Source organism: Candidatus Polarisedimenticolia bacterium (assembly GCA_036004685.1).
Taxonomy (GTDB): Bacteria; Acidobacteriota; Polarisedimenticolia; order Gp22-AA2; family AA152; genus DASYRE01.
Genome location: DASYRE010000021.1, coordinates 32311 through 48104 on the forward strand (window position 1 = coordinate 32311; position 15794 = coordinate 48104).

Sequence of the window (15794 nt, forward strand, 5' to 3'; positions counted from 1 at the left end):
CTTCATGAAGGGGACTCCAGCGTCTCGCGGGCCCGCAGCGTCCATTCCGTCGCCGCATCGATCTCCTCCCAGGAGATCAGCTCCGAGGGCTGCCCGCCCAGCGCGCCGACCAGCGCCTCCGTCTCCGCTTCGATCCCTTTGTCCCGGCTCCGCGTGATGCGCCGCGCCTTCCCGCCGGCGTGAATCGAGAGATCCCGATAATCGTCGAGGACGAGCGAGGTCCCGGCAGCGTGGATCTCGACCCGCTCCTTGGGCAAGGAGGCGTCGCCGAGGCTGGTGTACAAGAGGGTTCCCAGCGAGCCGTTTTGCATCCGAACAGAAAGGAGGAAGTTGTCGCCGGAAGCGGCGCCTTCTTCGGCGGGGAGGCTCTCCGCCCGAAGCGCAGCGATGGCCGATCCGGCCAGAAAGGGGATCAGGTCCAGGAAGTGGCACCCCTCCCCCGTCAGCCGCCCCCCTCCCACGGCGGGATCCCGGGTCCAATGATCCGCGGGGAGGCGCAGCGCGTTCACCCGGACCTCGATCATCAGCGGCCCCCGCAGCCGCGCAATCGTCTCCCTCATCCGGCGGACGAGGGGCGCATACCGGCGGTTGAAACCCACCGCCAGCAGGCCTGGGGAGCTCCGGCGGACGTCGCGAATCTGCTCGAGCTCGGCGCGGCTCAAGCAGAGCGGCTTCTCGACGAAGACCGACTTTCCCGCCCGCAGCGATCGCACCACCTGCTCGGCGTGAAGGTGATGGCGGGTTCCGATGACGACGAGGGAGATCGCCGGATCGCGCAGGACGGCCTCCAAGTCGGTCGAGGCATACGCCGCTTCGAAGCGATCCGCGGCCAGCCGCGCCCCTCCGCCGGTGCCCGAGACCACTCCGAGGACTCGCACCCCGGATCGCCGGCGCAGGGCGGGAACGAAGACCTCCTTCATGAAGCCGCCGGCTCCGACGATGGCGACCCCGAGGTCCGACGCCGACTTCGTCGCCGGACGGAGCGGAACGGTCCGCTCGATCGGCCGGGGGGGCTCGGCGCGCGCCGGGTACGACAGAAGCACCGCCGGACGGGAGGGCGGCACCGCCAGGCTCTCATAGGCTTCGTGAGCCTGCTGAACGGGCCAGATGCGCTCGATCAGCGGGGCGGTCCTCAGGCCTCCGGCAGCCATCATTTCCAGGACGCAGGCCAGGTTTCTCCCTTCCGTCCAGCGCACGTAGGCGAAGGGATAGTCCCGTCCCCCCTCTTCGTATGCCGGATCGTATCGTCCGGGTCCATAGGACGTGGAGATCAGGAGGTCGAGCTCCTTGGCATAGAGGAGCGAGCGATCGGCTTCCAGGCGCACGTCCCCGACGACCACGACCCTCCCTTTCTTGCGGGCGAGCCTCATGGCGAGGTCGAGGGGCTCGCTCGTGGAAGAAGCGGCGAAAACCATGACGACGTCGAGGCCGCGGCCCGCCGTTTCGCCGAGGCTCTCCCCTTCCGGATCGCACTCCTCCAGTCCTCGGGCGCCCACGATCCCGAGCTCGCGGGCCAGAGCGGCGCGCCCCGCGCTGCGGTCGAACGCCAGCACCCGGCAGCCGGCGGCGCGCGCGATCTGCGCTCCCAGCATTCCCACCAACCCGAGACCCACCACGCCGACCGTCTCGCCCACGCCGGCGCCGCCGCGCCGGAAGCCGTGCAGGGCGATGGCGCCGAGCGTCGCGAACGCGGCCTCCTCCATCCGCAGCCCGGCGGGGACGGGGGCCATCAGATTCGCGGGAACCGAGATGATTTCCGCGTGGTGGGCGTACTGCGCACCGGCGCACGCCACCGGCGTCCCCACGGGAATCTGCACCCCTTCGCCCCGCTCCACGATCACACCCGACGCGGAATAGCCCATTTCCATAGCCTCCGGCGGGGAGGAAAGGGCCCCGGCCCGCCGCAGGATTCCCGGCAGACCTTCGGAACGCACCACTTCGACCGCTCTTCGGAGCGGCGACGGGTGCCGGATCATCCGATCCAGGGACGACCGGCCGCTCGCCGCGAGCGCCGCGCCTTCCGTGCCGGCGCTGATCACGGAGTAGGCGGTCACCACCAGGGCCCGATGAGGATCGGGGGCGGGGGCCGGAACTTCCGCCACCTCCACCTTTCCGCCTCGCACCAGGACCTGCCTCATCGTGGCTCCCCCGGGCGCGGCGTCAAGACGTACCGGAGCCGGAAGGGAACGGCTCCCGCCCGCTCGACCCGGACCACGAAGGCGGGGCGCGTCACCCCGTAGGACGGCGAGTGGAGATCCTCCTCCACGTGAAGCCGGTGCGGCCCGGGATCCCCGATCCAGGAGAATTCCAAAAGCGGCGCGCCGCGCTCGTCCCGCGCCGACCAGCCTCGCTCTTCCTGCGAGGCGGTGAGGCCGGGAGCGAGATGGAAGCTGGCAACGAACCGGTGTGTTCCCGCCCCTTCCAGCCGATCTTCAATCCGGAAGCTCCCCTGCCTTCGATCCATGAGAATGCTGCGGCGATGCGACACCCCCAGGCGGCGGTACCCGGAATGCTCCGCCCGCAGATAGGCGTAGCGTTCCTGGCTGCGCCAGCGAAGCACGCGCGGCGCATCCGCCGGGATCAGGCGGAACGGCTCCTCGGGAAAGGGGTTCATCTCTTCACCGTCGACCTGCATGGTGTTGTGCGATCGCGTCGAGCGAAAGCGGTTTCTCTCGGCGAGATTGGGCGTGTAGCTTCCGGTGCCGCGATCGGCGAGGACCTCGCGGCCGGAGAGGTAGAGATCGAAAGAGAGGGTGTCGTTGTGGGCGTGACCTCCGTTGCCGCCCTGCCCAACGCCGCCGGCGTCGACCACCATCTGCACCGAGCCCCCGCCAAGCTGGTAGATGCCCGTGTCGGGGAAGGCGCGGCATGGAAAGGATCGCGGCCCGGCGGGCGTCGCGGCCGCTTCCCGCCACTGCAGGAAGGGCTCTCCCAGGACCCAAGCCCCTTCGACCCAGGCGTCCCCCGCCAGATGGAGCCAGTCGGATCTCCGGAACAGATAGCCGCCCAGCGCCATCAGCGGACGCCAGTCGCGGCGCGATCGATGGTACTGGGAGAAGATGAGGAAGCGGCCGTCGTCGTTGTCCCCGATCTGCGGCAGCGTTCCGTCCGGCCGAATCAGAACCGCCACTCCCTCGAGCATTGTCGCGAGTTTCTCGCTATACGAGGGGGGAAAGGGGTCGTGCTTCTCCGCCGCCAACAGCGCCGGGAACAGGAGCATCTCGGTCACGAAGGCGTGATACGAGAGGGAGGCTTCGTAGTCCATCCCGTCCCTGGCGACCTGCCGGTCCATCTCTTCGATCAGGCTCCGGCGGGCAAAATCCCTCCACTCGCTCGACTCCCGGAATTCGGAGAGTCCCAGGCCGCAGAGATAGAGCCCCGCCAGGTCGGCGAGGTAATGGTTGCCCCGCACCGGGCCATCCTCCAGATTCCGCACGATGAACCTCCCGTGGAGGAGCAGCGCCTTGAGCAACTCGCCCCAGAAACGGTCGTCCCCCGCCTGCCGGAGGTAGCCTTCGGCGGCCAGGATCTCCGCGGCCCGCAGGGCCACGTCCATCGTGCAGTTCCAGTTGACTCCGCGGTAAACGGGATTGGCGGCGACGAACGACTCGAGATGTCCGACCGCCAGGGCGAGGAACCGTGGATCGCCGCTCACCGCCGCGGCGATCCCGAGAGTGGGAAGATGCTGCAGCCGGCTGAGCTCCCACGGCACCTTGATGTCTTCACCGCGATCGGGGCGCTGGACGATCTCCAGGGAGTACTGCGCCGGCTCCCAGCGCTTCCCCGACTTGAAGTCGGTGTGCCAGTCGGGGCGTTCGCCGAGACGCCGCGGGCCGGATCCCAGGAGGTCGAAAACCCCCGCCACCAGCGCCTCCGCCGACCGCAGAATCGGCTCCAGCGACTCGGGACAGCTCTGGCTGAGGGCGCGGGCCGCCGCGCGGACCTGAAGGGACGCTGGCACGAGGGGCTCGCTCAAGCGGCGCCGCGCCACCAGCTCCTGGCGCGACGCGGCCGGAACGGCGAGGGCCGCCAGCAAATCGGCATCGGTGAGGCTGGGGATCTGCCGGCGGTTGCGGACGCGCCGGGCGTACCGCACCGCCCTCCCCGAAAGGCGCCGCAACGTCTCGGCGGCGGGAAGCGACAGCGCCTTGCGAACGTCGCGCGCCAGATCCTCGACCCGATAAGCTGCCAAGGCTCCCCTCAAAGAAAACGTACCGCTTCAAGGACGCGGGCGGCGTTCCGATCCCAGGTATGCGCCGCCGCCGCCTCCCGGGCGGCCGCTCCGAGGCGCCGGCGCAGCGGCTCATCGCCCGCCAGCCGCCCCAGGGCCTCCGCCAGCGCCTCCGGATCCCCGGGCGGCACCAGGAGCGCCGTCCTCTCCGGCACCAGGACCTCACCGATCTGCTCCAGGTCGCTCGCCACGATCCCCCTGCCCATCGCCATGTACTCGAAGAGCTTGGTGGGCGAGCCGAAGAAGCGGCTGCCGTCCCGGTTCGGCAGATGCGGCGAGGCGAAGAGGTCGCACGCCGCCAGGTAATCGGGGGCCTCACGCTGCGGCACGAGGCCGGCGAACCGGCAATGCTCTTCCGCTCCGCTCTGCCGGATGATCTCCCGCACGCGCGGCATGCCCGGTCCGTCCCCGACGAACAAGAGTGCCGCCCGCGGATGAAGCCGGGCGACCCGGCCCCACGCCTGCGCCAGGACTTCGGCCCCGTGCCACGGGCCGAAAGTCCCCACGAAGCCGATCACCGTCCTCCCCTCGAGCCCTAGCCGGCGGCGCACCGCATCGCCGCTTCGCTCGGGATGAAAGGATCGCAAATCGACCCCGTTCGGGCAGACCAGGATCCGGTGGGGCTCCACCCCTTTCGACAAGAGCTCTTCCCTCAGGACCTTCGAGACCGCCACCACCAGGTGCGCGTGCCTCAGGTTGGCCCTCTCGATCGCCTCGAAGACCGATCGGTGGGGCAGCGGGCGATCCCAATGGTCGGCGATCCAGACTCCGGAGCCGTTGTACTCCAGCACGAGCGGAACGCGCAGCGCGCGCGAGAGCAGGACCCCCGCGATGCTTCCTTCGTCGAAGCGGTGGTAGATCATGCCCGGCCGGTCCGTCCGGAAGAGATCCGATCCGGCGCGGCCGAGCGCGAAGGAGTGCTCGAAGCGCGCGGCCGAGCGCGAGACGCGAATCACCGAGGGAGGAGGAATCACGAAGACGGGCATCTCCTCGCGGGAGATCGCCGCCGGCGGATCGGCGCACAGGAAGCGGATCCGCTGCCCGGCGCTCCGGAACGCCTCCGCCATCCCGGCGATGTGACCCACCGATCCTCCGGCGCGCAGATCGCGCCACAGATCGGAGCGGAGGTAGAGGACCGAAGCTGCTCGGCGGGCGGGGAGGTCGCGAACGCGGCGGCGCGGGACCTGCGACAGCCCGGCGAGCACCGCCGCCATCCGCGGCCGCGAAGCCGCCGCCCGCAGCGCGCCGGCCAGGAGCGCCGGAATCTGCCGGGTGAGCAGCGGAACCCATCCCAGCGTCTCGACGCGTCCCTTGAGATCGCGCAGTCGCCTCTCCCGCGACCGGGCGAGGGCCCCCAACACTTGCAGCCTGAAGACGCGCTCGTGCCAGGCGAGGTCCTCGCTCACGATCTCGAAAATCTCCTCGCGGATGCCTCTCAGCTTCCGCAGAATGTCGCGTGGCGACGAGCGCAGAAAATCCTCACGCGTCCATTCGCCGGCGGCCGGACGCTCCCCTTCCTCCGGCTTTCGCTCGGGATCGGTCAAGAGCAGCCGCCGCAGCGATTCGGCGGCTTCTCCGCCGGATCGCTTCCGGGCCCGGCGCACCGGGATCCAATGCCAGATCTCCCCGGAATCGAGACGGCTCCGGCGGCAATAACGGACGACGCGCTCGTAGAAGAAGGAGGAGCAGTAGAGATGGTATCCGCGGGAGCGGAATCGCTCGTCCGGAAGCCTCGACGCGGCGCCTCGATCGGCGAGGCCGGGGTCGGCGAGGATCTCTTCCACGCTTCCCTCGAGAATCCGGTTGGCCATCGGATCGAAGACGAGCCATCTTCCCGCCACGAGCAGCTCCACCACTTCGTGCGTGTCATGCCGGCGCTTGCCGCGGCCCCGGGGATGGTCCTCGGCCTGCAGCGTTACGTAGCGGGAGGCGATCCCTTCCCGGCGCGCCATCTCGCCGAGAGCGGCGCAGTAGCCGAGGCACCAGGCGACTCCGCCCCGGAGAATCGCCGTGAGATCGAGACTTTCCTGACTCCGGGAGGGATCCAGCCGCCGGTAGAGGAACTCCATCAGGTCGGACGCCCGTTGCCGGTCGGTGTATTCCTCTCCGCCGTGCTTCCAGGCCGTCACGTAGAGCATCGCGTTCCCGGATGCGGGATAGGGGGGCATGTCGAGCGTCTCGACGGTGTCCACCTCGGCGATCCGGACCCGGCTGAACCCCGCTTCGAAGAGCCGGCGCTCGAGATCGGCTCGATCCATCTTCCAGAGGTGATCGGAGACCGGGTAACGCGGGCCGCGCGCGTCGGGGGGGACGGCCGCGGCGAGCAGGCCCCGCCGGCCCAGGATCCGGTGAATTTCGAACAGGGCCCGGGCGGGATCAGGGGAATGCTCCAGGACGTTGTCGGCGTAAACCGCGTCGAAGCTCGATGCGGGAAAGGGAAGAGCGTGGAAGTCGCACCGCACCACGGAAACCTGGTGGACCTGCCGGGCCTTCTGCAGGAACTCGGCGCCGAAGTCGGCACCGACACAGACTCCGTGCCGGTCGTGGAGGATCTTCGTCCAATACCCGGCCCCGCATCCCAGATCCAGGATCCGGCCGCGATCGAGGGGGACCCTCTCTTGGAGGCGGGCCGATTGGGCCGCGTTGCGCGCTTCCCCCAGAATCGCCTCGCGCTCCCGCTCGACCTGGTGTTCGAGACTCTCCCTATCCGACGGGCGCCGGCGGCCGCGCTCCGCGAGACGCTCGTCCACCACGTCCGAGAATCGCCGGAAGCGCACCTCCTCCCGGCGCGACAGCGTCTCCAGGAACCGCTCGATCTCCGCGAAGCGGAGATTCCCCTTGGTATGCCCGATCGCCACGATCGTGTCGTCTCCCTCGGCGTTGAACGCCGGCGCCGGCTCGCGATCGAGTCGCGGATGGCTTCCCACGACCGGCGCCCGGCGCAGGCGCGAGGCGATCCGCCGCCAGGCGTCCGGATGCAAGTCCTTGAACCAGGCAACCGGATCCCTCCGCCGGCCGCGGTCGAACGCCTCGAGCAGCTCTTCGGCACCGGCGCCGTCCAGGCTGAGGCGCTTTCCCCGCATCGATTGGATGGGGAATTCCAGGATCCCCTCCTCGGCCGGAGGGGCGGGGTGGTTGATCTCGTCGGGGGAGGGGAAGAAGGGGTTCATGGCGGAGCAGGCGCCCCGGAAGTCATAACGATGCTCGAACGAATGTCCGCCCTGCCAGACCGAGGAGTCGGCTTGGATCCCGCACTCCCAGAGCGCCTGGAAGATCTTCCGGTGCGGCTGGATCCGGTACTTTCCGGCCCGGAAGACGCGCACCCGATAGCCGGGGTCCGCGTCGTGAACGATGCGCTCGAGCTCCTCCTTCAAGCGCCGGAGCACGGCCGCCGGATCCTCTTCCAGGCAATGGAGGCGGCTCCGCCCCTCGTCCCACCACCAGCTTCCGGAGGCCGCGTCCCGGCGCGGCTTCGATTCCGGAAGCCACTCGGGATGCAGGTGCAGCTGGAGATCGTGTCCGCGCCTCCGGGCGGCACGTATCTGCTCCTCCAGGGCGGCCGCCGCCGCCGGATCGCTTTCTCTCAAGAACAGAAGCTCCCCCATCTCCACGAAGAAGGTCAGCGGCGCGCCGAACCGCTCCGCCGTCCGCATGAGCGACTCGGCCGGCCGCAGCACGCTCTCCTGCCAGTCGATCCGCTTTCCTGCTGGGATCGGCTGCCAGGTCTCGTAGTCGATCGTCAGGACCAGATCACGCCATCTCCGGCGGGCCAGGAAGAAGACGTGGGAGCTGGGAAGCAGATGGCGCGCGGTCACGGCGAAGCGGCGGCAGAGAATCCGCTCGAGCGACTCGGGCGTGTAGTAGCGGCCGCCGGGCGACCAGGCCGCGAGGAACAGCATCCCTTCGGGGGCGAGAAGACCGCGAACCTCCTCCAGGAGGCGTTCGGCTTCCCGGGGCGTGAAGTAGGCGATGACGTCGCTGCAGACCACCAGATCGAACGATTTCGGAGGCAGATCCAGATCCTTCAGCCGGCGGGCGTCGCCGCGCAGGAACCGGATGCCGGGATGAGCGGCCCGCGCCTTGGCGACGGCAATCTCGGAAAGCTCCACACCGGTCACGCGCCGCGCCACGGAGGCGAGCCGGGCGGTGAAGGCCCCTTTGCCGCATCCGAGATCGAGGGCCGCGTCGAAGCCGCCGGCGGGCCGGCGGTGGTGCAGGAGCTCCAGATAGACCCTATACCGCTCGTCCTCGGCGCCCCCGATCTGCCAGGGGTCCTCCTCCTGGCGGTAGAGCTCCTCGAAGTTTCTTCTCACGACCATCCGGTGATCCACGCGAGAGCGCCAATCTCCCGCAGATCCGACCGGCGCAGCAGCAGCGCGTCTCCGACCGAGCCCCGCAGCCGCCGCTTCCAGAGGACCAGGTGCAGAACGAGCGCCAGGCCGTAGCACAGACTCGACGAGGCGGAGGCGCCGAGGATCCCCCAGCGTGGGATCCAGGAGAGATTCAGCGCCACGTTCAAGAGCAGGGGCGGGATCCAGATCCAGACGGCCGACCACGGCATTCCCGCGGAAGCCAGCTGGGTGGCGATCTGATTCGTCACGCCGTAGGCCCAGATTCCTGGAAGCAGCCACCAGAGGGCGGTCACCGCCGGCAGGAACGCCGCGCCGTACAGCAATGCGACGGCCGGCTTCGCGAGAAGACCGGCCGCCACGCAAAGCAGCATCAGCAGAAAGGCGGTGTGGCGCGTGACCTTCCTCGCGAAGACGGGATCTCCCTCCTCGTGCCGCGTGAGGCGGGGGAAGAGGACCATCCCGACGCTCATGGGAAGCAGGTAGATCAGGTCCGCCACCTGGACGGCGATCGAGTAGACGCCCGCATCGGAGGTGCCCCGCATCACGTTCACGAGCAGCATGTCCGACCGGACGATGAGAAAGGCCAGAAGCGCCGCCGTATAGGCTCGCGCTCCGTAGCCCACGCTCGTCCGGAAGAGGACCAGATCGGCCCTCGGCGTTCCGCCTCCCGATTCGCGCAGGAGCTTCTGAAGCACGCCGGCCACGGCCAGGGCCGCCCCGGCCGCGATGGCGAGATTCAGCAGGAGCACCCAACGAACGTCGCCTTGCATCACGACCAGGACGACGAACAACGCCCCGAGACCAATCCCCCGGAATGTCACTTCCAGCGCGTTGAAGAGAGGAACCCGCCCGAGCCCCACCAGGAGATTCAGTCCGAACAGAATCAGCAGCTGAAACGGGATGCAGGCGACCGCCGGGAGTAGCAGCCAGAGCGGGATCTCTCCCAGGACCTGCGGCACGAAAAACGCCAGCGACAGCGTCAGGATCGCCAGCGCGGCGCCGATCGACCAGGCGGTCCTCCGGCTGTTCCCCCACAAAGGACCGAGAAGCCCGCGGCAGCGCGATATCTGGTAGGTGTTTGAAGCGTGCAGGCCGAGATTGCCCATCTGCAGGCCGATCCCGGCGAGCGCTCCCAAGGTCGCCAGGATTCCGCGGCCTCCCGGCCCGAGGCCCCTCGCCGTGAGCACGGAGGAGGCGACCCCGGCTCCCACCAGCGCCACCCGCGCGGCGAAGGTGGCGGCCACGTCCCCGGAGAACCTCAAATTCCCCTCCGTCCCGCGACCCAATAGTCGTACCAGCGGCTGAGATTGAAGAGATTCCACAGGTGGAAGGCCCGGTCCCTCCGTCCGGAACGGTGCTCCTCCAGCATGCCCTGGATGACGCCGTAGTCGAGAAGGTCCAGCTCGCGCAGGCGGGAGGAGAGGATCGAGGCCTCCGCGAAGCGGTACAGCTCCCCCGCGAACCATTCGGAGACGGGCGCGCCGAAGCCCTGCTTCTTACGGTGGAGGATCTCCGGCGGAAGGACGCCGGCGAGAGATTTCTTCAGGAGATACTTCGAGACCCCCCCGCGGATCTTGAGGTCCGTCGGGATTCTCATGGTGTACTCGACGAGCCGGTAGTCGAGAAACGGAACCCGGGCTTCCACGCCGGCCGCCATCGTCATCTTGTCCACCCGCATCAGGAGCAGCTCGGCGAGGCGCTGCTTGAGCTCCAGATAGACCATTCTCTCGCCGAAATCCGCTTCGGGCTTGGCGCGGCCGATCCGCTCCCAGTAATCGGCCACGACCCGGTAGGAGTCGAAGCCGTTGCAGCGCAGGCGGGCCGACGCCGAAAGGACGTCCCGCTTCTCCTCGCCCTTGAACGCGATGGCGCCTCCCCAGAACGTCGTCTCGCCGCGCGCGGCGCTGCGCAGGAGCTCCAGCCGGTCCCCGCCGCGGGACAGCAGGCGCGACGCCGTGGCCGCCGAGGCGTGAAGCGCGGCTCGCAAGGAAGCCGGAAGGGAGCGCAGCGCGCTCCCGAACCGTTTCTCCATGCCGTAGACCGACAGGTACCCCGGATATCCGAAGAACTGCTCGTCGCTTCCCTCCCCCACTTGCACCACGATCGTGCCGCTCTGCCGCGTCCGCTTGGCGAGATGGTACAAAGGAACGCAGACCCAGTCGGCGAGCGGCTCGTCCTGGTGATGGATGAGCTCCGGGACTGTTTCCTGCAAATCGCGCGCCGTGAGGACGATTTCGTGGTGGTCGCAGGAGAAGAGGCGCGCCACCCGGCGGGCCTCCTCCAGCTCGTTGTAGGCGGGCTGGCCCGCGAATCCCACCGAGAAGGTCGTCACCGGACGATCCATCTTCCGCGACATCAGGGCGACGTTGGCGGAGGAGTCGATGCCCCCCGAAAGGTAGACGCCGAAGGGCACGTCCGACATCATGCGCTTCGCGACCGCGTTCTCCAGAAGCCGGAGGATCTCGGTGCAGATGTCGCTCTCGTCGGTCTCCTCGAGACGCCCGGGGACGATGGCGTCCCAGTAGACCTCCTCCCGCATCTCGCCTCCGGCGCCGACCCGCAGGCAGGTTCCGGGACGAAGCTTGCGAATCCCCTCGAAGAGGGTGGCGGGCGCGGGGGTGGAAACGAAGGTCAGATAGTCGAGAAAGGCCTCGAAGTCGAGCCGCGGGGAGACGGCGGGGTGGGCGAGCAAGGCCTTGATCTCGGAGCCGAAGACCAGGCCTCCGGGGATCGAGGCGTAATAAAGCGGCTTGACTCCGATCCGATCACGGACCAGGACGAGCTCTTTCTTGGTCGCGTCGTACAAGGCGATGGCGAACATCCCGTCGAGGTCCTGGAACGTCCGGAGCCCTTTCTCCTCGAAGAGGTGAAGGATCGTCTCGGTGTCGGTCGCCGACCGATAGCGGTGCCCCCTGGCCTCGAGCGGCCTTCTCAGATCCTGATGGTTGTAGATCTCCCCGTTGAAGGAGATCCAGAGCGTCTCATCTTCGTTCGACATCGGTTGGCGGCCGGCCGGCGTGAGATCGACAATGGCGAGGCGTCGATGCCCCATGCCCATCCTGCGGTCGGACGAGATCCAGACGCCGGCATCGTCGGGTCCGCGATGGACGAGCGTCTCCCGCATCCGGATGAGAATGGGCTCCGACAGGATCGCCTCGGTGGGGATCTCGAAGCTGAATACCCCACAGATGCCGCACATCTCTGAACCTCTCGGAAAACGGCATCATGCCGCGAGACAAGTACTTGCAGCGCGGAATATATACTCCGCTCTGGGGCTTGTCCAGAAATTGACGGGTTTTTGGACGCAGCTTTAGGAAGGTCCGAGCAGTTCCCGGAGTCGCGCTTCGTAGGGCGGCACATCCCGAACGATATCAGCGGCATAAACACTGTCAGGCCTGTAAGTTAAAAGGCCATGCCGAATGTCGCGGGCGCGCTCCCATTCCCCCTTGGCGGCTCCGAGGTCGCCCGAGGCTTGCAGGAGAAGCGCCGCCAAAAGCCTCGCCGCGAGGAATCCGGGCTCCTCCCGCAAGGCTTTCCGGACCTCAACCAGCGCCTCCTGCCCACGCCCTATCTCATTCAGAAAAGTGGCCATTTCCAAGCGGGGCCGGGGATCGTGGGGGACCCTTCGAACCCCCTCACGGTAGGATTCGAGGGCCCTTCTCAGGGTGGCTTCATCGTGAAACAGCTCCCGAAATGCCCGGCTCTCCAGGCGCGCGCGCGTGAGGAGAAGATCAGCGGAGGCGGAGTCCACCCGGATCCCCTGGTCCAACTCGAGGCGAAAGCGGGCATACAGTTCCAGCGTCAGTCCGGCGGGCGGCCGCGCCGCCAGGAAGGCGGTGGCCGGAAATCTCCAGGTCTCTCCTTGATAGCGATTCGCCGCGACCGCCGTCTGGAAATGATTCTCCATCTCTTTCAACGAGGCGGCATGCCGCATCGCCTGATCGTTCCGGAAGGCGGCGTAGGGACACAGGACGGCGATCGCCCAGGCCACCGCGACAGGCAGGGCGGCGAAAAGAGCCTTTTCCTTCCAGCCGCGAAAGAGCCGGCTCTCTGTGACTTCGGTTTCCCGCGAGGCAACACCGGCAAGCACCGCGAGGCTCAGAATCAAGGCCGGCCGCAGCGACAGGTCCTCGACCGCCGCCTGCACGGCCAGGGCGATCGCCCCGGCCATGAGTCCGGTTCCCATAAGAGGCGATGCCCGTCTCGATCGCCCGATCACGGCGAGGATTCGCGCCCCGAGGAACAGCGCCGAGGCGAAACCGACGATTCCGGTCTCCACGAGAAATCCGAGGTAGTCGCTGTGGGGTGTCTCGAAGTTCCGCGCGTAGCGGACCGGCCCCGCGAGAGGAAAATTGAAGCGGTGCGCCACGTGGCGGAAGACTCCCGGGCCAACTCCGAGCACGGGGTGCCCCGCGAAGCAGTTCAGGTCCGCTTTCCAGATTCTGGCGCGCTCGTAGGGAAAAGGATCGCCCAGCGCCGCAAAGCGGTGCGCCAGAGCCAGAACCGACAAGCCGGCGACCCCCGCGAAAATCGCCGCCACTGCCAGCCGGCGCTTTCCGCTGATCTCTCCGCGGGAGTCCCAGGCCAGCCAAAGGACGCCGGCCGCGAGCCCCAGCAGCGCCCCCCGCGAGGCCAGCACCGAGAACGCGGCGAGGCAAAGCGCCATCGCCGCGAGGCGCCAGCTGCTTCTTTTTCGATCGCCCGCCAGCAGCTCGGGAAGCGCGATGAGGCTCGCGAAACCGAGGTAGGCAGCCTGATGATTGGCATTGAGAAGTCCCCAGGCGGCAAGCGTGGCTGGCAGGCGGCCCGCGGCGGCGCCGAAGAGCACCGCCCCCGCCTGCAGGACTCCCGAGGCAAGCAGGCAGTTCCTCAGCATCCTGTGCTCCGGATCCGGCGCGCCCCACCGCCGGGCGAGGACGAACGCGACTCCCGCGACCAGGAGATCGAGGCATCGCAGGAAGCTCGCGTAGGGATACGGAGTCCCCCAGGCGGACAGCAGAAGGGCGATCACGAAGGCCGAAGCGGGGGCGAGCAGCGACCGGGGCATCAGCGCCGGCGGGCGGGAACCTGCCGGGAGAAGCGCGAGCGCCGCGGCGCCGGCGAAGACCAGGGTGTGGATCGCGAAAAGGGCCCCGGGAGCCGCCCCACCCTCCCCGAACGGCAGCGCCAGCAGGAAGAGAGCGGGCACCCAGCCGAGCCGCGGGCGCTCAACGGGAATCATCGACGGCTTTCTCCGGCGCGCCGCCGCGCGTGAGAAGGGCGCGCAGCCGCTCTTCCTCCCGAGCGTACAGCTCCCGCGCCGGATACTTCCGACGCGCGCTGGCGATTTCCACCCAGGCGTCCGCCGGATCTCCCCGGGCCATCGCGTAGAGCGCCAGGACGTAGTGGCCGAAGGCCCGCTCCGGTCGGAGCTCGACGGCGCGTCGGGCGGCGGCGGCTCCTTCAGTTCGGCTGATCCCGGCATCGCCGGTGAGAGCGATCTCGGAGAGCAGCGCCGGCGGATCGGGATCGCCCGGATCTTTCCGGGCGGCGCGACGAATCAGCTTCGTCCCTTCGGCAATCCTTCCCTGCTCCGCCATCGACCGGCCGGACTCGAGGCTCAGCCGTGTCGCCGCCTCCCGCCACCCCCAGCCGGCGAGCCCCAGGATGAGCACCAAGAGAGCCATCCTGAAGGCGCGGCCGGGATCGCGTCGCGGCTCGGCCGGCCCCGAGCCCGCGCCGCCGCGCGCCAGGGCAGCTCCGGCCAGCGCTCCGAAGGTGACGCTCAGCGACGGCTGGTAGGCGGAGAAGTCGACCAGGTTGTGCAGCAGGAACGCGACCGGCGGGATGCTCAGGAGGACCGAGTCCCATCTTTCGGTGACCGACTTCAGGGCGCGGGAAATCCCCGCCACCAGGGCGATCGACCCGGCGAGGACCCAGGCGAAGGCCAGGAGACCCCCTTCCGCCGCCGCCTGGAGATAGCTGTTGTGGACGTATGCCGTTTCGTTCATCCCGGGCGAGAGCAGGCGCGCATAGGCGTCTCCGAAATTGCCGAACCCGACGCCCATCAACGGCGCTCTGGAGAAAATCCTCCAGGCGGCGAGCCAATTTGCGGCGCGCAATTGCAGGGGGGTGAGGCCCTCCCCCGCCCTCAGGACCGTGAAGCCGGCGACTGCCGCGAGGGAGAGAATCGCCAGTGCCACCAGCGGCCGGATTCGCTTCGACGGTCTGTGCGACACGAGGAAGGCAGCGGCAAGCATGAGGGATCCGGCCGCTCCTCCCGAAAGAGTCGCCGCGAGGCCCGCGACCTGGACGAGAAGCAGAGCCGCCACGACGATTCGCCATCGTCCGCGCCCCCTGGATCGGAGCAGGGCGCGGCAGGTCAGCGGCAGCGCCATCGCCAGGTAGATCCCCAGGGACGAGGGAAGGAGAAACGGTCCGAAGGCGCGCCCCGATTCGGCCCGCAGAATGTGTGGATCCATTTCCGGCTGCCCGAGGCTGCGCAGGCGCCGGGCGGTGTCGGCCAGGCCGAAGAGGCGCTGATGGATCCCCCAGGCGGCCACCAGCGCGCCGGTCGCGATCACGCTCATCAGGATTCTTTCCCGGTCCGCCTCTCGATCTTCGGAGATCGCGCGCGCCGCCGCGAACGCCAGGAAGGAAAGACCGGCGCCCATCAGGACCGACAGGCTCCGATGCGGCTGCGACGAGGCGGCGACCGCCGCCAGGCAGTAGACGAGGACGATCGACGCGACCCCCCGCCACTCGCGCTGGAACCTCAGGGGATTCCGCGGCGGAAACAGGACGAGGATCCCGGCCCCGGCGGCCAATGCCGACGCCAGCTCGAGCCCGGAGGGATGCAACTCGGGAGGAAGCAGCGCCACGCAGCCGATCAGGGCCGCGAGAAAAAGCACCCGGAGACTCCACCTTGCCTGCGCCGGATCGGGTGTCAAGGCTTCCTTCCAGTTGCGCCGCTCGCGCGCGGCGGCGGCGCGCCGCGCGTGATTGTAGCCGAGCGGCGGCTCGGATGCTCCATCCATCGGCTGGCGCAAAAAAAAGGGCGGCGCCGGAAGTCCGGCACCGCCCGCAGGAAGAGAGTGGACGCCTGCTTAGGTCTGCGTACCCTGCGGCCACTGGAAGAACTGGCCGTTGGCGAACAGGATGTCGCAGTTGAAGTCGTTCGTCATGCCGCCCGTGACCGCGCTGGCGATTCCATCCTTCGCCAGGCTGGTCAG

7 protein-coding genes are annotated in these 15794 nt (G+C 68.6%); all 7 read right to left on the bottom strand.

The window, feature by feature from the left end:
• Positions 1–2: 2 nt before the first annotated feature.
• Positions 3–2138 (bottom strand): bi-domain-containing oxidoreductase, encoded by a 2136-nt coding sequence (locus VGR67_04910; GenBank protein ID HEV8335736.1) that lies wholly within the window; start codon positions 2136–2138, stop codon positions 3–5.
• Complete coding sequence (locus VGR67_04915) at positions 2135–4192, bottom strand: alginate lyase family protein (GenBank protein ID HEV8335737.1); 2058 nt, start codon at positions 4190–4192, stop codon at positions 2135–2137. Before VGR67_04915 ends, VGR67_04910 begins: the two co-directional genes overlap by 4 nt.
• A gap of 8 nt (positions 4193–4200) precedes the next feature.
• The gene (locus VGR67_04920; protein HEV8335738.1) at positions 4201–8562 is read right to left on the bottom strand and encodes a methyltransferase domain-containing protein; all 4362 of its coding nucleotides are present in this window, start codon (positions 8560–8562) and stop codon (positions 4201–4203) included.
• The gene (locus tag VGR67_04925; GenBank protein ID HEV8335739.1) at positions 8541–9845 is read right to left on the bottom strand and encodes a polysaccharide biosynthesis C-terminal domain-containing protein; all 1305 of its coding nucleotides are present in this window, start codon (positions 9843–9845) and stop codon (positions 8541–8543) included. Before VGR67_04925 ends, VGR67_04920 begins: the two co-directional genes overlap by 22 nt.
• The gene (asnB, locus tag VGR67_04930; GenBank protein HEV8335740.1) at positions 9842–11782 is read right to left on the bottom strand and encodes an asparagine synthase (glutamine-hydrolyzing); all 1941 of its coding nucleotides are present in this window, start codon (positions 11780–11782) and stop codon (positions 9842–9844) included. The genes VGR67_04925 and asnB overlap by 4 nt, the downstream gene beginning before the upstream one ends.
• 111 nt (positions 11783–11893) lie before the next feature.
• A complete protein-coding gene (locus VGR67_04935; GenBank protein ID HEV8335741.1) occupies positions 11894–13804 on the bottom strand; it encodes an O-antigen ligase family protein in 1911 nt (636 codons plus the stop codon).
• Positions 13791–15599, bottom strand: coding sequence for an O-antigen ligase family protein (locus VGR67_04940; GenBank protein HEV8335742.1), 1809 nt, complete (start codon positions 15597–15599; stop codon positions 13791–13793). The genes VGR67_04935 and VGR67_04940 overlap by 14 nt, the downstream gene beginning before the upstream one ends.
• Positions 15600–15794: the final 195 nt, after the last annotated feature.